The organism is Singulisphaera photorubra (assembly GCF_045290345.1).
Classification (GTDB): Bacteria; Planctomycetota; Planctomycetia; order Isosphaerales; family Isosphaeraceae; genus Singulisphaera.
The window spans coordinates 8,510,967-8,537,229 of the sequence record NZ_CP155447.1 but is presented as its reverse complement, the minus strand read 5'-3'; the positions used below and the strand labels follow the sequence as shown (position 1 = coordinate 8,537,229).

At 65.8% G+C, this 26,263-nt stretch carries 9 protein-coding genes and 1 pseudogene; 4 read left to right on the top strand and 6 right to left on the bottom strand.

Annotated features, from left to right (window positions below; all coding sequences use genetic code 11):
• Positions 1–93 precede the first annotated feature (93 nt).
• Complete coding sequence (locus V5E97_RS32010) at positions 94–13,986, bottom strand: hypothetical protein (protein WP_406695604.1); 13,893 nt, start codon at positions 13,984–13,986, stop codon at positions 94–96.
• A gap of 1,012 nt (positions 13,987–14,998) precedes the next feature.
• On the opposite strand from V5E97_RS32010, the gene V5E97_RS32005 reads away from it, so the two are divergent.
• Both V5E97_RS32005 and V5E97_RS32000 read left to right on the top strand, forming a co-directional pair.
• Positions 14,999–15,319: a hypothetical protein gene (locus V5E97_RS32005; RefSeq protein ID WP_406695603.1), complete on the top strand. Its 321-nt coding sequence runs from the start codon at positions 14,999–15,001 to the stop codon at positions 15,317–15,319.
• 371 nt (positions 15,320–15,690) lie between these two features.
• On the top strand, positions 15,691–17,913 hold the full coding sequence (locus V5E97_RS32000) for a PQQ-dependent sugar dehydrogenase (RefSeq protein ID WP_406695602.1): 2,223 nt from the start codon (positions 15,691–15,693) through the stop codon (positions 17,911–17,913).
• 137 nt (positions 17,914–18,050) lie between these two features.
• On the opposite strand, the gene V5E97_RS31995 is transcribed toward V5E97_RS32000, so the two are convergent.
• Positions 18,051–18,395, bottom strand: a complete 345-nt coding sequence (locus V5E97_RS31995) for a transposase (protein ID WP_406695601.1) — start codon at positions 18,393–18,395, stop codon at positions 18,051–18,053.
• A gap of 1 nt (position 18,396) precedes the next feature.
• Entirely contained in the window at positions 18,397–22,626 is a 4,230-nt protein-coding gene (locus V5E97_RS31990) for a protein kinase domain-containing protein (RefSeq protein WP_406695600.1), read from the bottom strand.
• A gap of 362 nt (positions 22,627–22,988) precedes the next feature.
• Here V5E97_RS31990 and V5E97_RS31985 point away from each other — a divergent pair, with 362 nt between their 5' ends.
• Together V5E97_RS31985 and V5E97_RS31980 are read left to right on the top strand one after the other, a co-directional pair.
• Complete coding sequence (locus tag V5E97_RS31985) at positions 22,989–23,393, top strand: hypothetical protein (RefSeq protein WP_406695599.1); 405 nt, start codon at positions 22,989–22,991, stop codon at positions 23,391–23,393.
• 248 nt (positions 23,394–23,641) lie between these two features.
• Positions 23,642–24,835 carry a TlpA family protein disulfide reductase gene (locus V5E97_RS31980; RefSeq protein WP_406695598.1) on the top strand — a complete coding sequence of 398 codons (1,194 nt, stop codon included), beginning with the start codon at positions 23,642–23,644 and terminating at the stop codon, positions 24,833–24,835.
• 63 nt (positions 24,836–24,898) lie between these two features.
• Here V5E97_RS31980 and trhA read toward each other — a convergent pair whose 3' ends face one another.
• From trhA to V5E97_RS31965, 3 genes and pseudogenes are all read right to left on the bottom strand, one after another.
• The gene (gene trhA, locus V5E97_RS31975) at positions 24,899–25,591 is read right to left on the bottom strand and encodes a PAQR family membrane homeostasis protein TrhA (RefSeq protein ID WP_406695597.1); all 693 of its coding nucleotides are present in this window, start codon (positions 25,589–25,591) and stop codon (positions 24,899–24,901) included.
• A 150-nt stretch (positions 25,592–25,741) separates the two neighbouring features.
• On the bottom strand, positions 25,742–25,879 hold the full coding sequence (locus V5E97_RS31970; RefSeq protein WP_406701251.1) for a PAS domain S-box protein: 138 nt from the start codon (positions 25,877–25,879) through the stop codon (positions 25,742–25,744).
• Positions 25,880–25,935: 56 nt separating this feature from the next.
• Positions 25,936–26,031: pseudogene (locus V5E97_RS31965) on the bottom strand (PAS domain-containing protein); the annotation flags it as partial.
• Between the last annotated feature and the right edge of the window lie 232 nt (positions 26,032–26,263).

The window sequence follows — 26,263 nt, the reverse complement described above, 5'->3', positions numbered from 1 at the left end:
TCGCAATCGGCCCAAGAACTTCTCGATCAAACCGCTTCAGGCCGTCGTCGACCGAGTTGGCGAAATCCTGGGCGGCGCGGCCGGCCTGCCGGCCTAGCTCTCCGGCCGCCTGCTGGGCCTCGCCGTAGCGGTCGCCGACCCAGTCGGCGGCCCGGCCCGCCGCGTCCGCGATGAGCTGAGCAGGATTGGCAAGCTTATTGACCAGCGAGTTCGCCTTCTTGAGCAGTTCGCTCTTGAACGACGCGAGCGCGTCGCTCCCAGGGTTCTCCGCCCCGTTGAGGTGCTGTAGAGATGGAAGAAGAAGTCCTTGTCGACCGAGGCCGAGAGGCCCAGGTCGATCAGACCGATCTCCGCGCCCACGCCAAGCTTCAGGTCGAGCCCGATGGTCGTGACGTAGTTGCCCGTTTTCAAGAGGTCCTTGGCGCGTGCCTTGCCGTCCTGTCCGGGTACGTCCAGCCCGATTTCGCCGTACGGGACCAGCCCGGCGCGGCCCCGGACCTGGACGAGGTCGAGGATCAGCAGCTTGCCGTGTAAGGTGAGCTGCGCCGTCAATTCGCCCTCGGCCCTGAGGATATTCGGCGCCTCGCGGATGTAGAACCCCGTGGTGTCGAGGCCGGCGGTCATGTCGACGATCAGCCGCAAGGCCGGGATGATCGACAGCTCGCCGGTGACGTTGAGCACGCCGAAGAAGCTGAACAGGGGCGCCTCGAAGAGCTTGATCGGGTCGAGCGCGCCGCCGAACGTGTAGTCGATGTCCAGGCTGACGAGGTCGGCCGGCTGGCCGGTCAGCATGCTGACGATGTTCTGAGGCTGAAGGATGTCGAAGTTGACCTTCACCCCATGCTGGTTCGGGGCCTGGCTGGCAGTGGTGATCCCCGATGGGTCCAGCAGGATCTTCGCCGAGCCCATGCCCAGGAGTTCGACCAGGCTCTTGTTGCCCAGCAGCGAGATCGGCTGCGTGAGGACCTCACGCAGATCCTTCGGGATCGGGTTGTACCGCTCCAGGTCGCCGACGAACTGCTGGAGGAACTTGTCTTTCAAGTAGTCGAAGCTGGGATACTGCGTGACGGCGAAGCTACCGGTGCCGTTGGGGATGTCGTAGTGGGCGTTGGCCTGGAAGGTGAAGGCCTGCATCGCGGCCCCGACCAGGCTGCCGACGACGCCCCCCATGGTCTTGGCCGGGTTGTCGACGTTGAGCGAGAGGTTGAGGTCGACCGTGCCCACCTGGGTATTGTTCGCCCCGGAGAGGAAGGCGTCGTCAATGCTGTGGCCGCCGTCGCTCGCCGCGGAATCGAAGAGGTAGAGCTTCTCGCGGCTGACTCCGTTGAAGTTGTCCAGGACGACGTTCAGGCCGACGCCGTTGAATTTCGCATCGGCCGTCGCTTTCAGGTCGATCAGCTTGCCAACGAACGCCGTGCCGGTCAACCGTGCCGTGATCGGCACCGACGCCTTGAGGAACGAGGCGTCCGCCGCGCCGGCCGAGGCCCCTTCGCGGACGTACAGACCGCCCTGCGCGTCCAGGCCGAAGGTGACGGCCAGGTCGAGCCGCGGGGTAATGCTGAGGCTCCCCCCGAGGGTCAGGCCGGTCTTGACGCCTGCCGCGTCGAAGGCCAGGGTCTTCTGCGGCGCGGTGAACTGAGCCAGGTTGATCGTGGCCGCCGCCGGTTCGAAGCGGATCTCGAGCAACTCCTTGTTGAGGTAGTTCCCGTTGATCAGGTCGGCCGTGGTGATCGACGCCTTGACTGTGATTCCCCGTTGCATCAGGTAGGTCGCCAGGGGCGTCTGCCCGGGGTTGAAGGCCAGCGACGAGGCGATGGGCCCGACCAGCTTATCGGCCACCGACTCGCCGATCAGTGGGACGTTGCGCAGGCCGCGAGCCAGGTCCTGGGCGCTCTCGCCGAGCTTCTGAACGCCCTTGCCGACCTGCCGGACGAGGCTGTCGCGCAGGCTCTGGTCGTCGAACTGGTAGGTACCCTGGCCGGTCGCCAGGTCGTAGTCCGCATTGCCGCTGAAGCTCAGTGACGGTTTGAAGTCGCCGAGCAGCGGCACGGTGGTCGTGACCGTCAGGTTCGACACGTCCACGCGCCCCGCCAGCGTGGTGCGGAGCGCGGAGGACAGATCGCCCAGGCTGGTCAGGTAGATCCGCTCCTGCGCCGTGCTGTCCTTGTCGTCCAGGAAGAGCGTGGCGTCGGCGTCGAAGAGGCCCGAGCCGGCCAGGCTCACGTCCAGCGCCCCGCCGAGATCGAGGTGCCCGGTGAGGCTGCCGGCCAGGTCGAGACTGGCCGCGATGCGCGATCCCTCCACGACATAGATCCCGCCGCTGCGGTCCACCCCGAAGTTCAGGTCGAAGGCCAACGCCGTGGTCGTGTCGAGCCGCCCCCCGAGCTGGAATCCCAGCCCACCGAGCGTCTTGGTCCCGCCCACCTCAAGGGCTGGGTCGGCCTGCGACGCGGTCCGCGTGAAGTGGAGCTGGAGTAGATCCTGCGGCAGCGCCGTGCCGGCGGAGAGGGCGTCGACGAGCTGCTGCGGGGTGACAACCGAGATCACCTGGAAGCCGCGGGAAGCCAGGTACTGGTGTGCCGTCTGGGTCCCGCGGTCAAACGACAGGCCATCGTCGGACAGCGAGCGGAGCCGCCCCGCCAGCCCGGCGCCGGTGAAGGGGACCGACTGCACGAGCGCGGCCAGCGAGTTCGAAGCACCTTGCAGCTTCGCCATCCCGGCATCGACGGCGACGGCCAGCGAATTGAGCAGGCTGTCGGGGTCGAGTCCCGAGTTCTCCTGGATCAGGGTCGTACCAGTGCTGGTGATCGACCAGTGCCACTGCCCGTTGAACTGGATCGGGAGCGAGGGGAGCAGCGAGAGGTCGAACTGGAGCGCCAGGTCCGACCGGCCCGCCAGGCGGAGCGAGGCGGGGTCGGATAAGGCGGCCGTCAACTCCGCCAAGCGGAGCCGACCGTCGGGCCGCGCGGTGGTCAGCGTGATCGTCGGGTCGAGCACCAGGTTCGCCTGGCCGGTAACGTTGGCGATGCCCCCACCGAGCGAGGCCGTCAGCGCAGCCGAGACGTCGAGCACTCCCGCGAGGAAGTCGCCCGACGCAACGTAGAACCCCTGCGAGTCCTGACCGAAGTGGAGATTGACGGAGAACTGCTCCAGGACGTTGACCGCCCCGCCCACGCCGAACCCGAGCGCGGGCACCCCGAGTTGGGGGGACAGCCCGTTACTGAGTAACGTCTGCGGTCGGGTGAGCTTCAACTCGGCGTCGAAGCTCCCGCTATCGGCCTGGATCCGGACGTCCTCCAGGGTGATCTGCCCATCGCCGTTGAGGTCGGCGAGCAGGCCGATACCGTTCGGCCCCAGGCCGTCGAAGAGGGACTGGCGGGCGGCCTTGGCGGCCAAGGCGCCCGAGCCGGCGAACGCGGAAACGACCCGGGTGCGAATGTCTTGCAGGAAGGTGACCGTCTGTGCGAGTTCCCGGCCGACCAGCGGCAGCGGGGTGTCGAGCACGTTGGCCTTGAACAGGTCCCAGGCGCCGCCAAGCAGCCCGTCGAGCCCGGCACTCAGCGCCGCGGGATCGGGTAGGAAGACCGTGCTGGCCGCCCCGGCGATGTCGGGCGTGACGATCTGGGTCGTTGCCCCGACCTGCGTGAGGTCGCCGATGCGGACGTCGAGCTGGTTGTCCGGGATCGCGTCGGGGTCCGAACCGTCGACGGCCGACCCGCCCAGCGGATTGCTCACCGTGGGGAAGTAGAGCGGCAGATTCGCATGCATGCCGCCGACGAAGGCCACCTGGGCGATGGTGCCCAGCGACGGCAGGCTCGCCAGGTAAAGCCGGTGGTCGCCGTCGTTGTCGGTCAGCGTCAGGTCGAAGCGGGCAGGGTCGACACTCGGGCCCGCGCCGTCGGCGTCGAGCACGGCCGAGCCCCCCACGACGGCCACCCCGAGCGGGCCGACGGAGGCGGTGAAGTTCAGGCCCGTGCCCTGGACCTTCAGGGACAGGCCCCACGCGGTCGTATCGTAGACGAACGGCTGGAGGTAGCGGCTGCCCGCGCGGTCGAGGTCGACGCCCAGGTGAAGGTCGAGGGTGCTCCGCGCGTCGACGTCCAGCCGCCCGCTGGCCTGAGAAGAGACCAGGCCGGCGATACCGGCCAGCAGGGCGCGGGCCGGGTGGCCCGCCGGTAGCGCGGCCACTAGCTCGGTCAGTTCCAGGGAGAACTCGTTGCTCTGCGAGAGGATCTGCTCCAGCTTGATGTCGATTTTGAGGGCCTTGCCGTCGAGCGTGACCGAGACCAGCGGGCTGTCGGGCACCAGCCCCATGGCCTCCTCGATCGCGAGCTCCAGCTCTTGAAGGGCCCCTGCCGGATTCTGGGCCAGCGCGTCGAACTTCTGCGCCAGGGCGTCGGCCGTGTCGAGCAGATCGCTAATGCTCTGGTTGACCAGGGGCAGCTTCTGCTTCAGGAACGAGAACTGCTGGAGGTCCTGGAGGTAGGTGACGGCTGCCCGCAGGGCACTCAGCACCGACTGGAAGCTCAGCCCATCGAGGTCGGTGAGGTTGCCCAGGTCATGGGGCCTGACCTCGAGCGTCGCCGGGTCGGACAGGTCGCTCCAGACCACCTCGATCCGAGGCGCGGCGCCGGGTGCCGCCCCGCCCGCAGCCGGAGTGACAACGATCGGCAAGACCAGCAGCGCCTGCCCCGAGAACTCGGGGGTCAGCGTCGTCCCCGCGAACGGATCGGTCGCGCCCAGCTCGACGTTCACCGGCCCGGAGGTGAATTGCGCCTGCAACGCCCAGTCGCCACCGAGCCCGCCGTGGCCATCGACGACCGCGATGCCGACGAAGCCGAAACGGGCCAGGGCATCGATGTCCGGCGCCTTCACCATCACGGTGCCGCTGACGCGCAAGCCGTCGAGCGTGGGTGCCGTGTCCTCCGTGGTCAGGTCCAGGCCCAGGCCCCCCGTGATCGACACCGTCGGCGTCAGGGTGACCTGGCCTTGGGCGTTCACCTCGGCCAGCGGTGCGAGATTCTGGGCGAGCGCAACAGTGGATGTGACGGGCGCGAGCGCCGGCGTGGCGATCAGGCGGTAAGTGAGTCGATCGGTGACCGGATCGTAATCGGCGACGATGTCGGGGTGAACCCGCTGCTTCAAGAGTGCTTCCAGGCCCTGGGCGGTCCGGAAGGCCGGGGCGCCGGCCGCGTCACGGAGCTGGCCGCCGACCGACGAGGCCCAGGCCCCGTCCAGGTCGAGCATCTCACCGAGCGACTGCGACGTGAAGGGGACCGGGGTGGTCAGGAGCGACGCGTATTGCCCCAGGGCCGTGCCGACCCCGTCGAGCGCCTCGACCATGGTCGCGGCGCTCACATGATTGAAATTGAGTAGCTCGCTGAAGTTGGCGTCGGTCGTGAGGCTCAGCCGGCCGGTCGCCGGGTCCACCCCCAGGGCCAGGTGGCCGGTCGTGTGGAACGTCCCGAGCGAGGCCAACGCCGTCAGAGTGCCGCCGGCGCTGTTGACGAGTTCGATCGCCCCGGCGACGCCCAGGCGCGTCGCCTTGAGCTCGGCGAGCGTGAGCGTCCCCTCCAGGTCATTGTCCGGGTTGACGAGCTGGACTTCGGCGGCCGAGTGCATCGTCAGCCCGGCGAGCTGGGCCTGAATGTTCCCGAGAAAGCCGACCTGGAGGCCGAAGGCGAGTGCCTGGGCCGGGACGTCGGTGGTGAGCGAGATGGCCTCCGGGCTGGAGAACCGGACATAGGCCGCTTCGTCGGCGGCCAGGCCAGGACTCAGGTCATAGCCGAAGGTCAGGTCGAGCACGAAGCTCTGGGTCACGTCGACCAGGGGAGGGGGCCCTTCGAACAGGAGTCCGAGGGCAGCCCCGGCCGCGGCGAGGTCCAGCGTCAGGGACTGGTGCAAAGTCGTCTGCAGTGTGACGTGGTACTCGAGCTTGGCCTCGTCCCCGGCGCCAACCAGGCCCCCCGAGACCGAGCCCGGGGCCACCGTGAACGTCGCGTTGCCGAGGGAGCCGCCCAGGGCGGCGAGCACCGCGGTCAGGCCGGCCGAGGTCGGCGTTCCGGCAGTGGCCAGGTAGTGCGCCACCGGCAGCACCAAGCCTTGCTGCAGGAGATTCGCAAGCCCGAACGACTGGGCCGTCGACTGGCCGATGACCGGCAGCGGCTGGCCCAACGCGTTGATTGAGGCCGGCTGGCTCCCGAAGCCCGCCATGAACACGGAATCACCGGCGATTGGCCCGGTGTCGGCGGGGCCGCCGAGTGCGCCCAGCGTCAGGGCCAGCCCGTCGAGCACATCGGCCATCCCCGCGATCGCGCTGGCGCCAAGGGCGATCACCGGCGCGGGCGGGGCGACATGGACGACGAACTCGCCGGGCGTGTCGGTCACCGTGACGACGTAGGGGACGACGAGGGCCGGGAAGAGGGCCTGCTCGGCGGCGTTCTTCGTGGGGTCGGTGGCATCCTTGAAGGTCAGGTCGCGTCCGGCATCGTACCGGGGGTCGGAGTCGTCCGCCGAACCCGCGCCGCCGGTCTGCGTGCTGGCCCGGACGAGCAACAGGGGCGGGTTGGTGGCGGAGCCGGCCGTCCACTGAATCAGGCCGGCGGCAAGCACCTCGGCCAGCCAGCTCGTCCCGTAGCCCTGGCCGGCCCCCAGGCCGCTGGCGTCCAGGCCGGCGCCGGTCGTCGGCAGTGGCACCCAGTGAGGCGCGTTGACGGCGTTGATCTGGTAGACGTCGACCGTGGTCGCGTGCGGGTCGTGGACGACGGCCGGGGAAGCGAAGGCCGCGTTGAACAGCCCCATGGCCCACTGCGTAGGCGCGTCGAGCTGGCCATTAATGGCCAGTGGGCCCACGCCCGATCCACCGAGCGCAGTCGGTGGCGGCGCGAGCGCGGCGCCGGCCGCCGGGCGGGCCACATCGATGTGGAACACGCCCCCCAGGCCCTTCGCGCCGATCGCGTTCAGGTCGTGGACCGGAGTGGCGTACTGAGCGCCCGAGAAGCGCACCATGCCGGCGAAGCCACCGTCGCTCCAGAGCCGTGGGTCATCGATGTAGATGACCCGCACCGCCGCTCCGGACGCGGTTACCAGGCCGGTCGACTTGTCAGGCGACAGGAACGACTCGATCTGCGCGCGGACCATCTCGAGCGAGTAGTCCGCGTCGACGTTGTCGACCAGGTAGATCTTGATCTGATTAAGAACATCGGCATTGTAATAGACGGACTCGTCGTGCACCACGGCCGTGGACAGGGGGCCGGAGAGCGGGAGGGCCACGTAGCTCCCGTCGGCCAGGCGGGCCACCACATGGGAGTCGCCCGCCGTGTCGCCGCTTGTCCGGGCGGCGATGTACCGCACGCCCCCGACGGTGTGGGTACGGTAGAAGGGGACCGTCAGGTCGTTGGTGGCGGCCGTCTCGAAGTCGAGGTCGAGCCCGGTCTGGTGGCTGCCGAGCAGCTCGTTGGTGTGGTACGGTGGATACCCGCCGCCCCGATTGAGGCTGGCGCTGCGCAGGGCAAGGTTGGTCCCGCTCCAGTCAAGTTTCAGCGCCCGCCGAGCGACCCAATTCGCCGACGCCGCCTGGAGCACCTCTTGCGCCCAGATCGTTGCCGAGCCCTCCGGGTTGTCGCCCCCCTCGAGGCCCGGCAAGAGGAACAAGCCCTGAACGTTCGTGTCGATGGCCGTCCAGAGCGGCGAGCCCGCTGGGGCATTGAGGTAGGCCAGCCCGACGAACGTGTTCGCGGCCGCAACGACCGGCATCGGCGCCGCGGCATCCGCGACGATGGCGTTGAACAGGCCGATTGCCCACGCCGTCTCAGCCGGCAGCGCACCGCCCTGGTCACCGACAACCGGCAGGGCGACGGCGGCCGTGCGGCTCTCGGGCGTGGTGGAGTCGCCCGCGAAACCGGGGATGCCCAGGTAGCGCAGACGCTGCTGGACCTCGTACATCTCGCGGGTCGTGTTGACCGTGCCCGGGTCCGCCAACGGCGAGGCGCCACCGTCGACCGCGATGCTGAAGTCCACGAGAATCCCGTCGATCCTGACCTGGCCGCTGATCGTCCCCTGGAAGCCCCGTTGCGGGTCGGAGTCGAGGTTCTCCGCGGCGTCCGGGTTGGGGATCAGGTAGAGCCGCCCGCTCTGAGCAAACGGCACGCCGGTCATCCGGTCGGAGAGTACCACCTGGCCGAGTGACACCCCGCCCGCACCCAGCAGCGAAGAGACCGCCTGGCCGCTCACGGGCTGGCCATTCACGCTGACCAGCTCGAAGTGGCTCCCTCCTCCCAACGCCAGGTTGACGGGGATCACGTCGCCTGTCCGGCCGCTGAAATCGAACGACGGAGCCGAGTAGCCCGGGAACCCCAGGTAGCGCAGACGCTGCTGGACCCGGTAGATGTCGAGCGCACCGGCGCCAACCGTGACCTGGTTCGCGCCCGTCGGCGAGTAGCCATCGAGGACGGCGATCTCCAGGGGCCGGACCTGCCCGTCGACCAGGATCGTGCCATTCAGAATCCCCTGAAAGCCCGGCCAGACGTTGCCGTCGCCGATATTCAGCCCATCGGGGTTCGGCAGGAAGTAGAGCACGCCCGAGGTGGCGAATAGCTGGCCGCCGAAATGCTCCGGCAGGAGGATCGTCCCCTGCGGCAAGTCGATCCGCGTGGCGCCCGCCGGCACGGCCTGGCCGCCGACCGTGGTCAGCACGAAGCTGGAGCCCGGGGCCTGCTTGCGAAGGTCCACGCCAATGACGTCGCCCGTCCGGCCGGCGTATGCCGGCGTGAAGCTGACGTTGTCGATCCAGACCCGGCCGGCGACGATCCCGAGCGGGTTCAGCGGCACCAGCTCGAAACTCAGCTCCTGCGTCTGGCCCCGCAAGCGGTCGGGAATCGCCAGTACCAGCGTGCTCTGCTTCGCGCCGTTGGCGGCCTGCCTGAGGTCGACCGGCGTGCCGAGGACCTCGCCGCCGAGTCGGACCAGGAAGAGGTCGGTGCTCGTCTCGAACGTTCTCAGGTCGAACCGGAGGAAGCCGGCGGTCGCGGGCACAAACAGGCTGTTGTGGCCCCGGACCGCCTCGCTGCGATTGCCCACGAGCGCCCCGGCCGCTCCTAGCGTCAGCTCGTCGGCCAAGGCGCCCAGGAGAGCGCCCAGCGGGCTCTGGGCCGGGCCGCGCAACTCGAGCGCGAACTGCCCCGGTGTGGCCTGGTCCTTGATGACGTGGGCACCGCCCCCGCCACCGTGGTGGGACCAGCCGGGTACGATGTTGTGCTCGCCGAAGCTGGCCTGAGCCTGGACCAGGTCGTTGCGGTAGGCGAGCGCTTGCTGCCTCTGAGCCGCCGGCAACGTGGCGATCAGAGCGTCCAGGTCGTTCAGATCGAGCAGCGGGATGCCCGAATGCTCGTCGCCGGCGTCCTGGAAGTCGCCGTTGACGATTTCCAGGCTGTTCCACTGGAAAGCCCAGCGGCCCTGGGTGATCTCGAACCGGCGGGCCGGGTCGGTCTCGGCGAGGATCGCCGAGGGGGTGTACTGATGGTCCTGGCCCGGCCCGTAGAACTGGCGAGCGGGGAGCGTGACAACCGGGTTCGTCGCGCGGGCGATTCGGCTGAAGGCGAACCCGGTCGACAACGCCGCGTTGGTGATCGTCGACGCGTAGAAGTCGCTCCAGACGAACGTGTGGTCACCTGAAAAGTTCCCCGATGCGTACGCGACTCCAAACGCGTCCTCCTCGGGGAGGTCGTCTTCGTCCAGAAAGACGTTGTAGGCTCCGGGGATCGGCCGCCCGTCGGGCACCATCTGGCCGGGCAGCGCGTCGCGCAACAGACTTGGGAGCGAGTTCGCCCCGCGTGTCTGATAGTAGACGTCGGCGAACGCGACGTTGCTCCAGATCGCCGCCCCGTAGCCCGAGGGACGGCCGACTACATTCTGGCTCTGTTTCGCGTCGAACAGCAGGCCCTGGTCGAAGTCGTGCGGGTCGAGGTAGGTCACCTGATCAACGGGCACCTTGTAGGCGGCCAGCCGCTCGATTGCCTCGCTGGTGACCGCCGCGCCGAAGCTGTGGGCGATGAAGTGCAGGGGGGGAGTCTCACCCGTGGCCGGGTTGACCACCCCCATGCCGACCAGCATGTTGAACAGCGCGTCGCCGGCCGCCTCGGTCCAGCCGCCGGAGAACTCGTTCGACTCCGGAGACCAGTCGAACAGCACGACGAGTTCGACCTGACCGCCGGGTGCGAGGGGCACCTCGAACAGGCCCGATTCCAGCGGGTGCGGGTCGAACGCGGCAAGTTTGCCCTCGCCCGGGATATCGACGTCGAGGAGCCAGGCATCGCGGTCCGGCAAAGCGTTGGCCCGAGAGGCAATCGCGCGCGCCAGCGGCATCATGCCGTCCCCGTCGGCTGCACTGCCCAAGGCCTGGAACCCGTGCGTGACCACTGTCACGCCGGTGACCCAGACCGCCTTGAGCAACTCGTGGACTGTCGCGACATTCAGACCTTCGAAACGGACGTCGTCGACCCACGCCTCGGACTGGAGCGGCGCGCCGCCGTCGCTGACGATGCGGAACGTGATCGGCAGCGACCGACCGCGCAGCGATTTGCCAGCCGCGTCGGCCTGGGGAATCTGGACTCGGATCGTGCGGGAGAAGCCGTCGGCCCCATCGAGCGCGAGCTGGGCCATGTCGGCCGACACCACCGTCCGGAGCACGGTGTCGCCCAGGAGCACCTCGAGCCGGTTCCCTGCACCAGGTGCGAACCGGCGGAGCTCGAAGGTCAGGAACCGCGCGTCCGGGTCGACGTAGACCGCGTTGTGCGTGCGCACGGCCTCGGCGGGGTCGGTGGCGCCCTTCAGCCGGAGGAAGTAGTCGCCCAGGAGGTCGCCGGCCAGGGCCGCGACATGCGCCTGCCCGGAACCGACCGCCGCCGGGTTCGTGCCCGCGCCGGCCGACTCGCCGCGGTCAGTTCGCCCGGAGTGGTGCGACCAGCCGGGGATGATGTTCCGCTCCAGCAAGGGGGGGAGCTGCCCGAGCAGAATCGCCGGGGTGATCCCCTGGAGGTCAGGGTTGTGCTCGTCACCAGGGGCGTCGAAGCCGCCGTTGACAACCTGGAACGGATCCCAGACAGGTCCCCAGCCTCGATGTTTGTCGTCGAGGCCACCAGCGAAGGTGACCTCCTCGGGTGTCAGGCCAAGGTAGGCCAGCCCCGCCACGTTCGGGTTGCCCGCGAAGGCCGGGTTAACCAAAAGTGGTGAGCTGTAGGTGTGGTCCTGCGGCTTGCCGGCAACGTCGGTGCCGTAGAAGTTCGACGCGTGCGCCGCGCGGACGGTCTCCAGGTTGAGCCCGGCGGCAATCGCCCCGAGCCGGCTCAGGCGATAACCCCGATGGATGGCCAGCAAGGCCGGATCGCCCGAAGGGACGCTCGGCGGGAGCGTGCCCGGGACCGTTGAGCGGTAGAACTGGTTCCAGATCCAGGAGTGGTCGCCGGAAGGATCGTTTGATGCGTACGGGCTGCCGGCAAAATCGTCCGGCAGCTCGGCGGCCAGGTGGACGTTGTAGGCCCCGGGGATCGGCCGGCCGAGCGGCACGACGAGGTCGGGCACGCTGGAACCGTTCTCACCCCGGGTCTGGTAGTACACATCGGCGAACGCGACGTTGTTCCAGACCGACGCCCCGTAGGCGACCGGGGCGCCAAGGGTCGCTTGTCCCTGGAGGATGTCCGGCATCGGCAGCTGGTAGAAGTCGTGTGGATCCAGGTAGGTGACCTGGTCGACCCCAATGCCGTAGTGGGCCAGCCGCTCCACGGCCTCGCTGGTGACCGCGGCGCCGAGGCTGTGGCCGATGAAGTGCAGCTCGATCGGATTGGCGTCGTCCAGCGGGTCACCCAGCTTACCCTGTCGCGGGTCGATCAGGCCCGTATCGATCAGCAAGTTGAACAGCGCGTCGCCGGCCGCCTCGGTCCAGCCGGGCGACGCCTCGTTCGACTCGGCCGACCAGTCGTACAGGAGCACCAGCTCGATGTCCCCAGCCCCCGTGTCGATGATCGACTGGTGGGTGTCGAAGTAGCCGATCCCCCCCTCGTAGGGGAGGTCATAGTCCAGGAGCCAGCCCTTACGTCCCACCATTCCGGCCGAGGCCAGCACCGCATCGGCGATGCCCCGCAGCCCGTCGCCCTCAGCCGCCGAGCCGAAGGCCTGGAACCCATGGGTGATGACCGTCACCCCCTTGATCGCTGACGTGAGCTTCGCGGTCTCGATCTTCTGCCTCAGCTCGTCGCGGTCAAAGCTCTCGAACCGCACGTTGTCGACGCGGACGGTCGACTCGATCGGGCCGCTCGCATCGGCCAGCCGGAAGGTCAGCGAGGGCGAAAGGCCCTGCAAGGCAGCCGGGACGGAGAGCCACTTTGTGTGCCAGCCCTGGTCGACCCTCGAAAGCTCGACCTGTGCGAGGACCTCACCGCCAAGCACCACTTCCAGCCGGTCGCTGGCGCTAGGGCGGGTCACCTGCATGTCGAAGACGAGGTGCAACGTGCCCGATTGCCGTGGCACGAACAGGTTATTGTGCGTCCGCCAGCTCTCCTGGGGGTCGGCCGACGCCTTCAACTCCAGGAAGTAGTTGGGGAATAAGGCCCCCCCCTCCGAGCGAATGTGGGCCCCGCCGCCGCCACCGTGGTGCGACCAGCCGGGCACGATGTTGTTCGGCTCGACGAGATAGTAGTTGCCCAGCGGGGCCGGGATCGGCCCGTCGGTGATGAACTCGTCCCCGGCCGCCGCGAAGTCGCCGTTGACGATCATCGCGGGCACCCACTCGGGCGTCCACTGTTTCGCGGCGAAGCCTGACGGGGTAAGCCCGAATTCGGTCGAGAGCTTGGCGCTCGGCAGTCCGGTCCCCTGGTCGACGTAGCGGGGGTCGGAGTAGCGATGGTCCTGCGGCTCGCCGTCAATGGGATTGCTGAAGAACCGCGGCGTGGTGGGACGGCTCCCGGGATTGCTGGCGAATGCGAATCCCGTCGTGGCGGTCGAGAACGTGACGGTATCCTTGTAGAAGTCCGACCAGACCCAACGGTGATCGCCGATGAGGTCGATCGGGAGGTATCCGCCGGGTGACGGCAGGACGCCGTTCAGGAAGACGTTGTGAGCACCGGGGATCGGCCGGCCGCGGGGGACCAGGACGTCGTCGGCCGTGCCCGGCACGCCGTTCTGCCCGCGCGTCTGGTAATAGACGTCGGTGAACGCGACGGACTGCCAGGCGCTGGCCCCGTAGCCAGCCGGCTGGCCCAGCACCGACTGGCGCTGCGGCTCGTCGAACGGCAGACCGTCCTGGACAAAGTCGTGCGGGTCGAGGTAAGTCACCTGGTCGACGGAGATCTTAAGGCCGGCTAGCCGCTCCACGGCCTCGCTGGTGACCGCCGCGCCGGAGCCGTGGCCAATGAGGTGCAGCTTCGGGGCGGGGCTCGGGACGGGCTGGACGAGCACCGGGTCGAGCCGTGCGATCAGGTTGAACAGGGCGTCGCCGGCCGCCTCGGCCCAGCCGCTCGAGACCTCCTGGCTCTCCGGCGCCCAGTTGAATAAGACCACTAAATCGCCGCTCAGGCCCGCCGCTGACGCCGCCGGCAGGATCGAGTCGTCCAGGTCAATCACCCCCTGGCCGCCCTCCTGGTTGACGTCGTACCTCACCAACCAGGCGGTGGCTCCGGTTCCATTGTCCTGATCGAGGCGCCCGTGAATCGCTTGGGCGAGATCCAGCATCCCATCACCGCCGTCATCCAGCGCCTGGATGCCCTGCGTGACGGTCGTGATCGACCGGATGGCATGGTCGGACAGCAGGCCGGCGGCCACGGCGACGTCGATCGTCGGGCCGGTCAGGAGTTCACGGCGCTCCAGCCGCTCGACGGCCGCCTCCAACCGAATCAAAGTGGACTCCCGCAATCGCGCAGTGCGCCGGGTGAGTCGTCGGTGCTGGCGACTCTTAAGCAACCCGTGGGCCATCCTCGCCAGCTGGGGGAGAAACATGATGTGATTCCTGGATGAAGGCCCGCTTCGAGATCTCGTCGTCAACCGGAGAAAACGGCCAGGGGACCGATTTCGATCGAAGGCCTCAGACACCGACAGTGACAGTGAACCGGAAAGAACGTTGTGCTCGCTTACGATCGAGGCTCGCCACGCAGGTCGGGCGATCATGCCACGCCCACACAGGAGCGTGAAAGGCCACGACTCGGCCAGGTCATCAATCCATGGCAGAGAACTTCGGGCGGAGTGTGAGCACGGCGTGGAAGCACGCAATACGACCGATGACGTACTCCGCAAGGAGACCTTTATGCCTCGTGGCCGAGACACCAGCCCCGAAGGCAACGAGTGAATCGAGCCAAGGTTCGCCCCTACGGCCGAAATCGGGTTCGTGCCGTCACCCCGGGAATCGGAGACAGGTCAAGGCGAGCGAGGGGAGCGACGAAAGGAGACGGAGGGAGAAGGAACATGGAGGGAATGCTCCCAAATATCGGGTGGGGGGATGAATCATCGAACCCGGCATGGGCTCGGACCTGAGGGGCTACTTCGCCCTTGCACGATCCTCTCATGCTCACGAGGCATGCCGATGGTCTGACAATTGATGACCTGTACCAGTTAACGCTAAGCGAATCTCAACGTCAAGTAAACCGCCTCTAATCTGACCTGGAGCAGAGAATATTCTTTGACGTAAAGCAGATGCAAGCCTCTTTGCGCAAGAATTCGCAAACAAGCATTATTTGGGTGAGTCAATGGATTCTTGTGTAACTCTCCCGTGCGGGTTATAAAACGAGTCTCCACAGCCGATTAACGCACCTCGGAGATGACTCACGTGTAGGCGTGACGACAACTCTTCAGCCCGATCTTCCCGCTGTCTTGACCGGGGCCGTCATGGGCGAGAAGGACGGGTGCCCCCGCGACTCGTTGCCAAGGTCGTCGCCGAGGATGCGAAAGCCGTTTCGGCCGTTGTTGTGACTCTGCTGCGTGAGAACGGCGCACACCCGCCCGCGATCACCAGATCGTGTTTCACGCCGTTCTCCGCGAAGGTTACTCCTGCGTTGTTCTGAAGGACCAGGAGAAGGGAGAGAGCAACCTACGGCACCATCCCCTGAGCCAGGCGTTTCGGGCCCATTCCGCCCAAGGTGGTAACATGGGCAACTTTACTGCGTGGTTACGGTTCCATCATGAGTCGACCCGGATCTGGAGGCACTGGCTGTCACGGCGATGCCGCGCCGGCGATCTTGCCTGGGATCGCTTCTCCCGGTTGCTGGAGCAGTTCCCGCTCCCTCAGCCGCTGGCAATCCGCTTCGGTGTGCTGTCCCGAAAAGAGTTCGTGACATGACAAGCCAGTTGCGGGAAATCGTGCGCCGCGGAGCGCAGTGAGGAACCCCCGACTCGGTCGTGGGAAGTTCGGAGGGGGATTTCTGGGTCATCTGGTTGACCTGAAGGTGAACGGGACGACGGAGGGGAACGGAGTAGGCCAGAAATGGGTGTGGCATTGGAAGACGCTGAAGATGCCATCGCTCAAGAGCCTCGCAACAGGCCAGCGTTCCCCACACTTCTTTATCTTTGCTACCAACTTGGTGATGGGGTTACCGTTCGGGTACAGTATCTCCTCGCTTCGACCCCGGGCCTCCGCCCTCCTCTCCGCGACCTGCCCGGGTCGGCCCGTGTCCGTTCCGACTCGACTCCACCCGCCGAGAGGCACCGATTATGTGGTCGCTGCGCGTCCTCGCCCCGATCCTTCTGCTCGTCCCCTCAACGGCCCCGGCCGACGACCACCCGGCCGACAAGGAGCCGTTCGGCCAGGAGCGGCGCATCCCCTGGAACGACTCGCGCGTCGTCGGTTCGCCCGAGCCGCCATCCCCTTACAAAGTCGTGCGAGCCTTCCCCAAGTTGACCGTCAAGCAGCCCTTGACCCTGACCCCCGAGCCAGGGACCAACCGCCTCTTCATTCTCCAGCACCTCGAATACTGGGCCGGGCCGGGCCGCCTGCTCGCCGTCAGGGACGATCAGGACGCGGCCGAGACCGAGACCCTGCTCGACCTCGACGGCCTCGCCATCGGCCTGGCGTTCCACCCCGACTACGAACACAACGGTTACCTCTACATCGGCTTGAACGGCCCGATGCGAGGACCGAAGAAGACGACCCAGGTCGTGCGCTATCAGTGCGACCTCCGGCCGCCATACCGCATCGACCCGGCCTCGAAGCAGCTCATCATCGAGTGGCCCTCCAACGGCCACGACGGAGGCGACCTCGCCTTCGCCAACGATGGCACTCTCTTCGTCTCCTCGGGGGACGGCTCCAGTGACTCCGATGCCAACCTGACCGGCCAGAAGCTCGATGACCTGCAGGGGGCCGTGCTGCGGATCGACGTCGATCATCCCGACCCGGGCCGGAACTACGGGGTGCCGAAGGACAACCCGTTCGTCGATCGCCCCGGCGCTCGGCCCGAGTTGTGGGCCTACGGCCTGCGCAACCCCTGGCGGCTGAGCTATGACCGCGAGTCGGGCCAGCTCTGGGTCGGGAACAATGGCCAGGACCTGTGGGAGCAGGTCTACTTGATCCAGAAGGGGGCCAATTACGGCTGGAGCCTCAGCGAAGGGTCCCACGTCTTCCACTCCCAGCGCCAGCCAGGTCCCGACCCGATCTCCCTGCCGACCGCCGAGCACCACCACAGCGAGGCCCGCTCGCTCACCGGCGGCCGGGTCTTCCGCAGCCCCCGACTGCCCGAGTTGGTCGGGGCCTACCTCTACGGCGACTGGTCCACGGGCCGCGTCTGGGGGATCAAGCACGACGGCACCAAGGCCGCCTGGCACCGTGAACTGGTCGATACACCCTTTAATATCACGGGCTTTGGCACCGATCACGCCGGCGAGCTGTACGTCATCGACCAGGGGACCGGTTTCTACCGGCTCGAGCCAACCACCGAGGCCGACCGTCCCTCCCAGCCGTTCCCGACCCGGTTGAGTGAGACGGGCCTGTTCGCCTCGGTCGCCGAGCACAAGCCCCACCCCGCCACGCTCCGATACGAGGTCAATGCCCCGCAGTGGGCCGACGGTGCGACGATGGAACGGTTCGCCGCTCTGCCGGGCCTGGAGCGAGTCGAACAGAAGCCCCAGCCCAACGCAGGAGGCTCCTGGACTCTGCCCAACGGTTCAGTCCTGGTGCAGACGCTCGGCCTCGACCTGGGCGACGACGCCGGCAAGACGGCACGAAGGCGAATCGAGACACGCCTGCTGGCCCGCCAGCAGGGGGAATGGATCGGCTACTCGTACCGCTGGAATGCCGAGCAGACCGACGCCGAGCTGGTCCCCGCCTCCGGCGCCGCCGAGGAGTTCGAGGTGGTCGACCCGACCGAGCCGGGCGGCCGGCGCGAGCAAACCTGGCGGTTCCCAGCCCGTGCCGAATGCCTGGTCTGCCACTCGCGGGCGGCCGGGTTCGCCCTGGGGTTCACTCCACTGCAGCTCGACCGCGACCGCGACTACGGCGGCATCACCGACAACCAGCTCCGCACGTTCGAGCACATCGGCGTGTTCCAGGGCCCTCTGCCACAAAGGCGCGACGACCGGCCCCGGCTGGTCAACCCCTACGAGGCGCAGGGGTCGCTGGAGGCCCGCGTCAAATCGTACCTGCACGTCAACTGTGCAACCTGCCACGTCAAGGAGGGGGGCGGTAACGCCCGCATGGAGTTGGGGCTAACGACTCCGCTCGGCAGGATGGGGCTGCTCGACGAAGTTCCCCTCCACAACCGCTTCGACATCACTGACGCCCGCCTCATCGCCCCCCACTCACCCGAGCGCTCGGTGCTCTACCAGCGGATCACACTGCGGGGGAACGGCCAGATGCCTCCGCTGGTGTCCTCCGAAGTCGACCGCAAGGCCGTCGAGCTGATCGCCGACTGGATTCGCGGCTTACCCCCGGCCGGCCGATGAGGGGTTCGGCACGGCCACACAGCGAGGCCGTGCCGCCGGCGAACGGATCATCGGATCCATAAAAACAAGGGAGCTGATCCTATTAGGCATTGTAGAGCGAGTGCGTTCTTCTAGTGCCACAACATGGAACCGAAGCTTCATGAGGGGGTAAGGCTCGGTGGTTTGTGTAGGCCTCGCAGTTTCACTCGGTGGTGAGGCGGGACGAACTCACGGCGGCGCCTCATTTGAAGAGGCTTTCCAGTGTAGGTCCAATCGAAGGGGTGCGCCATGGTCGAGTTGTAGTAGGTGATGAACTGTCGAAGCTGCGACTCGAGGTCGGGCACCGAGGTGAAGTTACCGCCGCGCAGACACTTTCGGTGGACGATGCCGAAAACGATCTCGATCTGGTTGAGCCATGAGCTGTGTTTGGGAAGGTAAACGAGGCGGATGCGGTGGCCCCTTTGCCACGGCGCGCGACCGACTGAGCTCCTGCAAGCCCTCATTTTAGTTGACGGGCGAGAAAGGCCGGGCGTCCCAAATCTCCACGGTGTGGAGAGCGCTCCCCGTGACGATTCGCGACCCGTCGGGGCTAAACGACCCTGAAGCAGCGCTCTCGGTATGCAGCCTGAGCGTGACGAGCTCAGCGCCACTGCTGGCGTCCCACAACTTCGCCGTACCGTCCCAACTCGTGGTGAGGATTCGCGACCCGTCGGGATTGAACCTCGCCGAAAAGACAACTCCCGTGTGCCCCAGGAGAGTGACGAGCTCGGCGCCACTCCTGGAGTCCCACACCTTCGCCGTCTTGTCCCGGCTGGCGGTCACGATGCGCGAGCCGGCGGGGCTGAACGCCGTCGAGAATATCGGACTCTTGTGCCCCTTAAGGGCAAGGATAAGTGCGCCGCTGCTGGCGTCCCAAACCTTCAACGTACCGTCAAAGCTGGAGATCGCGATTCGTGAGCCGTCAGGGCTGAACGACGCCGAGGATATAATGTCCATATAACCACTGAACGTGCGGAGTTCGATACCGCTTTTGGCGTCCCACAACTTCGCCGTCTTGTCATTACTCCCCGAGACAATTCGCGAGCCGTCGGGGCTGAACGACACCGAATAGACCGGCCGCGTGTGCCCTTCAAGTTTGAGCACCTCGACACCGCTCCTGGCATCCCACACCATAGCTTTATTGTCCCAACTGCCGGTCACAATGCGCGTGCCGTCAGGACTGAACGACACCGAATTGACGCCAGCGAATCCCTTGTTAATGGACATGGGCCCCCGGAGTGTCAGAAGCTGGGCTCCGTTCCTGGCGTCCCACACCTTCGCCGTACCGTCCAAACTACCGGACACGATTCGCGACCCGTCGGGGTTGAACGACGCCGATGTAATGTAACTCGTGTGCCCCCGAAGAACGAGAGACTCGATGCCGCCGTTGGCGTCCCACACCTTCGCTGTGCCATCCGAGCTGCCGGTGACGATTCGCGAGCCATCGGGGCTGAACAACGCCGAATTGACATCATTGGTGTGCCCCCTGAGGGCGAAGACTTCGATGCCGCTTTTGGCGTCCCATACCTTCGCCGTACCGTCCCCGCTACCCGTGACAATTCGCGAGCCGTCGGGGCTGAACCACGCCGAGGAAACGCTATCTGTGTGTCCCCTCAGGGCGAGAACCTCGACGCCACTATTGGCGTCCCAGATCCTCGCCGTCTTGTCCTCGCTCGCAGTGACGATTCGCGAGCCGTCGGGGCTGAACGACGCCGACCGCACGGACCCCGTGTGGCCCTTAAGGGTGAGGACTTCGACGCCGCTCCTGGCGTCCCATACTTTCGCCGTGCCGTCCTTGCTGCCCGTGACGATTCGCAATCCGTTGGGGCTGAACAACGCCGATTTGACGCCCTGCGTGTGCCCTCTGAGGATGAGGATCAGGGCGCCCGTTTTCAAGTCCGACACCATTGCCAATCGATCGTCACCCCCCGTGACGATTCGCATTCCGTCGGGGCTGAACGACGCCGAAGCGAAGCCAGTGGGACCCACCTGTACCTGTTCCCTCAGGATAAGGACTTGAACACCGCTTCTGGCGTCCCACAGCTTCGCCGTGCCGTCCCGGTTAGCGAAGACGAAGAACGTGCCGTCGGGGCTGAACGACGCCGAGGAGACATCGCTGGTATTCCCCTTGAGTGCAAGAATCTCGATGCCGCTCCTGGCATCACAAAGCCTAGCCGTGTCATCCAAGCTCTCGATGAAGATTCGCGAGCTGTCAGGGCTGAACGACGCCGAGGACACTCCTCGGGTACTTCCCTTGAGGGTGAGAACCTCGACACCACTGCCAGCGTCCCACACCTTCGCTGTGCCACCCCTATCGGCAGTGAGGATTCGCGAACCGTCGGGGCTGAACGACACCGATGAGATGTAACTCATGTGTCCATTGAGAACTAGGGACTTAACACCGCTTTTGGCGTCCCATACCTTCGCCGTACCGTCCCCGCTACCCGTGACAATTCGCGAGCCGTCGGGGCTGAACCACGCCGAGGAAACGCTATCTGTGTGTCCCCTCAGGGCGAGAACCTCGACGCCACTATTGGCGTCCCAGATCCTCGCCGTCTTGTCCTCGCTCGCAGTGACGATTCGCGAGCCGTCGGGGCTGAACGACGCCGACCGCACGGACCCCGTGTGGCCCTTAAGGGTGAGGACTTCGACGCCGCTCTTGGCGTCCCACACTTTCGCCGTACCGTCCCTGCTGCCCGTGACGATTCGCGAACCGTCGGGGCTGAACGACGCCGACAATTTGTATCCCGAAAGTCCTTCGAGTGTGAGGGCCTTGGCGCCGCTCCTAGCGTCATGAAGTCTTGCCGTGCCGTCCCAGCTGCCAATGAGGATTCGCGACCCGTCGGGGCTGAACAACGCCGAGCGGACGGACCGCGTGTGCCCCTCGAGGGTGAGGACCTCGGTGCCGCTTCTGGCGTCCCACAGCTTCGCCACGCCTAGGTGACCGGTGGTGAGAATTCGCGACCCGTCAGGGCTGAACAACGCCGAAGAGACAGCACGGGTAGGGGACTGTGCCTCGAGAGAGTGAACCTGAGCGCCGCTGCTCGCATCCCATACCTTCGCCGCACCCGCCACAACCTTCGCACCCGTCGTACCGTCGTAGGAATAAGTGGTGCTGATGAGGATCCGCGAGCCCACGGGGCTGAACAACGCCGAGGTAACGCGACCCGAGCCTCCCCTGAGGGTGCGGACTTCGGCACCGCTCCTGGCATCCCACACCTTCGCCGTACCGTCCCCGCTGCCCGTGACGATTCGCGAGCCGTCAGGGCTGAACCACGCCGAGGAGACACCATCGGTGTGCCCCTTGAGCGTAAGCAGATCGGAATGGCAAAGACGATGGACGTAGTGCCACTCCCACCCGCGGAGGCTGGGACGGGTGCTCTCGAGCAAATCGAGAGTCCTGGCTACGTTATTCCCTAGCCATTCTTGGTGGGCTAACTGCATTGTTCGACCGTAGTCGAACCACTCGACCTTCTCCCGCTGCCGCTCAGCCTCGGCCCGCGATCGGGCCTCTCCATCACGTGCCTTCTCGGCGTCAGCCCGCGCTCGAGCGGCGGCGTCACGGGCCACGACCGCCTCGGCCCGTGCTCTCTCGGCCGCCTGCCACAACCAGGTGATGCTTCCCCCGAACCCTAAAAGGACGAGTACGGCCGCCGTCAAGAAGTACGCCGCCGCCACGGCCGGCCGCCGCCGCACGAACAGGGCTGCCCGCTCGATCGCACCCACCGGCCGGGCCGCGATTGGTTTACCCTCCAGCCATGCCCGCAGGTCGTCGGCCAACGCCTGGGCGCTCGCGAACCGCCACCTCGGCTGCTTCTCGAGACACTTCAGACAGATCACCTCCAGATCCCGCGGGGCGTTTCCGTTGACCTTGCGGGGCGGATCCGGCGGCTGCTCCCTGACTTCCGTGAGGATGTCGACTCCGTGGTCCCCGCGGAACGGGGGGAGTCCCGTCAGCAGCGTGTAGAGGACCGTGCCCAGGCCGTGCACGTCGGTCGCCGTCGTGATCGCCCCGGGGTGCCCGATCGCCTGCTCGGGGGCCATGTAGGCCGGCGTGCCGAGGATCATGCCCGCCAGGGTCAGCCCGGCGCTGTCCTTGAGTCGCTTGGCCAGGCCAAAGTCGGTGATGTAGGGCCGGCCCTCGACGTCGAGCAAGATGTTGGCCGGCTTCAGGTCGCGGTGCAGGATTCCGCGCACATGCGCGTGGTGCATCGCCTCGGCCGCCTCGGCCAGCAGAGCGGCTGCGGCCCGCGGGTCGTCGCGGTAGTCCGCCAGGCGACGTTCGAGGTTGCCGCCGGGCAGCAATTTCATCGAAAAGTAGTGCTGCCCTTCGTGCTCGCCGACCTCGTAGACCGGCACGATGCCGGGGTGGTCGAGCGCCGCCACCGCCTCGACCTCATTCCGGAATCGGCGCGCCTCGGCTTCACTGGCCAGCACGCCGGCTCGGATCATCTTCAGGGCCACGAAACGCTTGAGGCTGTCCTGCCAGGCGCGGTAGACGACGCCCATGCCGCCGTGCCCGAGCTCCTCGTGTATTATGTAGTTGCCGAAGTAGCGGACGGTGACAGGGGAAAGGCTGTTTGAGGAATCGGCGGACGGTGCAACACAGCCATCCGATGATTCCGAGCTTTCGTCAAGATCACCACCAGGCCCGGAGTCACCTACGTGGTCCTGTGTCGCTTTCGATGAGTCCATGACTGCCGCCATGAGACAGACGGGGCAGAGGCGCTGAGGCGCGTCGTCCGGCATCACACGCCCGCATCGTGGACACTGCTGGATTTCAGTCATGACTGATTGAATCCACTCTCGAATTCGGCACGGACCGCGCCAGGCCAATGTCCTCGACGAACCTCGGAGGAATCCCCCGGCGGTTATTCGCTGAGGAAGCAACGGCACACGTCAAACCAAATATCCACAACCTCGTAGGCTTCGGGTTGCACAATGATGAGGCTTCGAATGCATCAAAAGCAAAAACAAAAAAAGGTCATATTGATTTCAAAAGGCTCTCCAGCAGCGGCCAGTTAGTCACGTGCGATTGCCTTCGCGGGTGTTTCCAGGTGACAGTCCGCCATGTCGCGTTCGACTTCCGCGACGACGAGGGACGCTACGTGTGCGAGGCGGCGCACCAAGCGACGCTCGAGCGGCTGTACGGTCGCCGTTGGGCTCTGACCGTGCTCAACCGCGTCCTTGTGGAACTCGAGCGAGAGCTGATCGCCACCTCCAAAGGGGCGCTCTTTGAAAAGCTAAAGCCATCGCTCGCGGGTGGGAGCAAGTTGGGCCGCTATGCCGAGATCGGCGAGCAACTGGGCATGACCGAGATGGCGGTCAAGCAGGAGGCCTATCGGATCAGGAAGCGGTACCGGGAATTGGTCCGTGAAGAGATCGGCAGGACCGTTTCCGATCCGATGCTCGTCGATCAGGAAATCGCCGACTTATTTCAATCTCTAAGTCTAAGTTCTTGACGGCGAGGCGGTCGGGATCCTCGAAACGCCGAGAAACACAATTTCAATATTGGATCGAGACGAGAGACACATCCGAATTGATTCGTGATCGCCCTCACGAAAATCCGGATAATCCCCGCCAGCCCCTTGCGTCCCGCGTCCGATCCTGCGACAACCGTCAGAGGACCGAGAATACGCCGACAATTTGGCGTATTATAACATGCTCGTTTAGCGGGCGAATAATTGTTAGGCGAACATGGAGATGGCCGATGCGAAGTCTCGTCATCCTCAGCGGGGTCCTTCTGCTGTGTACACCGGGAGAAATCTACGCATGCGGTCATGTCGAATACAAAGACACACAACTCAGGGAAGAAGCTCGCGAGGTGGTCAGCCAGTACGCGAAGGACTTCGACGAGTACATAAAGACGTTGCGCCAGTCCAAGACCTCTGAACAACGCGATAGAGCGAATGAGAAACGGCCCAAGCCCGTTCCGAATGCTGCCAGACTGGTGAGCTGGGCCGAACGAAATCCCAAGGATTCAGTGGGAGTGGATTTGCTCGTCACTGTGGTCAGCCATAGCCGTTTTACAGGGGACGCTCAAAAGGCTGCCAACATCCTGTCGCGTGACCACTTGGATCTACACGGCGTCCAGTTCAGAGATGCCGCGTTCCAAGTGATACTTTGGCCCATGCCAGTCGCCGAAAAATGGTTACGGGCGTACCTCGACAAGAGCCCCAACCGACAGACTCGTGCGATGGCCTGTCTCGAGCTGGCGTTGTACAAGAAGTGGCTCCTCGAACGAGCTATCCTGGAAATGGACGCCGACTGGATCGATCGGCTAGAGAAGAACTTCGGCAAGGGCTCGACAGACTACCTCAAGGAGTTGGATGCCGACCGGCTGAAGCGCGACGCGATCGCGCTCCTCGACCGAGTCGTCGACGAGTTCGGCGACGTTGAATGGTCCGGTGCGCGTATGACTGACTTGGCAAGGCCACACCATTTCCAATTGTCGAAGCTTGCCATTTTCAAAGCGGCGCCCGAGATCGAAGCCGATGACCTCGACGGCGTGCCGTTTCGATTGACCCAGTATCGTGGAAAGGTCGTGGTGCTGTCGTTCTGGGCCACTTGGTGTGGCCCATGTATGGCCATGGTTCCCCACGAGCGCACCATGGTAAAGCGGTTTGAGGGCAAGCCGTTCGCGCTGCTCGGCATCAATGGCGATCATGACAGTGCCACCGCGAAGCGAGCCGTACGAGAGCACCAGATCAATTGGCGGTCGTGGTGGAATGCCAGCGCAAAGGATGAACCAATCTCAAAGACATGGAACGTGCACGGGTGGCCAACTATCTATGTGATCGACCACAAGGGGATCATCCGGTACGAAAACCTCAAAGGCAGAGTCTTGGAGGAGGCAGTGGAGCAACTCCTACAAGAGGTCGAAGCCGGCGCGAAGGACGAATGATCCCGGTTAAGCCCGACGGCGGCCCCGCCGAGGCGCCGGCGGATCGAATCAGGGTGACTGGACTCATCCGACCGGCCCTGGCGCAAGACCACTCGGGAGGCGCATCCACCTGAACGGCACGACGACCTTGAGGATGAATCGGTAGTGCGCCAGGCTGCCCGCGATCACGAAAAGGTGGAATAGGTCGTGGACCCCGAAGGCCCCCGGCCAGAGGGCGGGCCAACGGAAGAGGAGGAGCACGGCCCCCACGCTGTAGAATACGCCCCCGACGACGACCGGAAGCAACGCGCGGTGCGACACGACCCGAGCGAGCTGGGCATAGCAGATGACGACGCCCCACCCCATCCCCAGATACACGCAAGTGCCCACCATGGGGGAGAAGCGGCGACCGGACGCAATCAAGGCAATTGCCGTGGCCGCCGTACCCCAGACGACCGACAGGGTACCACTCCGCCACCGGCCCCGCATCAGGTTCCAGGCCAGCGGAGTATAGCTCCCCGCGATCAGTGCGAAGATGCCGACACTGTCCAGGCGGATGAACACTCCGAGCCGATCGGCCGGTAATCTCACCCCGTGATAGAGGGTGCTGGCTGCGTAGCAGAAGATCAGGCACAGGCCGTAGACGAGCAGGCTCAGCCGCTTGCCGAGGTCGCCACCACTGCGCCGCCAGAGAATCAGGGTGCCGGGCAGCGCCAGTACCAGTCCGGCGAAGTGTGTCCAGGCGCTGACCGGTTCGCGAAGGTGGAGGACTTCCATAGGGCCTCATCCGGCCGGATCGATATCGAGACCGACGCTCTCAAAAATCCCGTTTCCCGCACGAGCATCCACCAGCCTTCCGCTTCTCTGGTGCCAGCGTTCATCGAGGGCTCGCCCCTCAGCCGCCGCCGTCCTCAACTCCCTGTCGGCCTAACGGTTCTCGATGTCCTCGGGTTTGAATATGACCTGGAAGTTCTTACCGAGAATCTCGGCCTCGGTATAACCAAGCATCCTCTTCGCCCCGATGTTCCAGCTTGTGATTACCCCATCGGGGCCGAACGTGAAGATGGCAAAGTCCGTGGACCCTTCGACGATAACCCGATATCGCTCCCGGTTGGCGGCGAACCGGTGAGCGATTCGGCCACGGGGTTCATGTACGTGACGCGACCCTCGGGGTCGGTCGTCAGGACGGCGTCCCCGATGGCCGAGAGAGTGACCTGATACCAGGTCATAACCGTCGACGTGGGGAGGCTCGGCTCGGGGTGTTTCTCGGCGGCACTTGACATCGGGATCCTCTTCGGCTGCCGCTGGAAGCTGATCGTTGCAAGTGATAATTCTCGGCTTTCGGAGCGATCAGGCGAGCATAGAAACCGGTCCACCCTCTCGACGACACGCTTCGAGGCAGGTGAACTTCACGAGAGAGCAGCAAGAGCCGTAGTCGCCTATACCTCT

What these genes read in the sequence shown, in the direction of transcription:
- V5E97_RS31990 (WP_406695600.1), bottom strand. Translation starts at nt 22,626, where the DNA reads ATGGACTCATCGAAAGCGACACAGGACCACGTAGGTGACTCCGGGCCT.
- V5E97_RS32010 (WP_406695604.1), bottom strand. Translation starts at nt 13,986, where the DNA reads ATGTTTCTCCCCCAGCTGGCGAGGATGGCCCACGGGTTGCTTAAGAGT.
- V5E97_RS31995 (WP_406695601.1), bottom strand. Translation starts at nt 18,395, where the DNA reads ATGAGGGCTTGCAGGAGCTCAGTCGGTCGCGCGCCGTGGCAAAGGGGC.
- trhA (WP_406695597.1), bottom strand. Translation starts at nt 25,591, where the DNA reads ATGGAAGTCCTCCACCTTCGCGAACCGGTCAGCGCCTGGACACACTTC.
- V5E97_RS31980 (WP_406695598.1), top strand. Translation starts at nt 23,642, where the DNA reads ATGCGAAGTCTCGTCATCCTCAGCGGGGTCCTTCTGCTGTGTACACCG.
- V5E97_RS32000 (WP_406695602.1), top strand. Translation starts at nt 15,691, where the DNA reads ATGTGGTCGCTGCGCGTCCTCGCCCCGATCCTTCTGCTCGTCCCCTCA.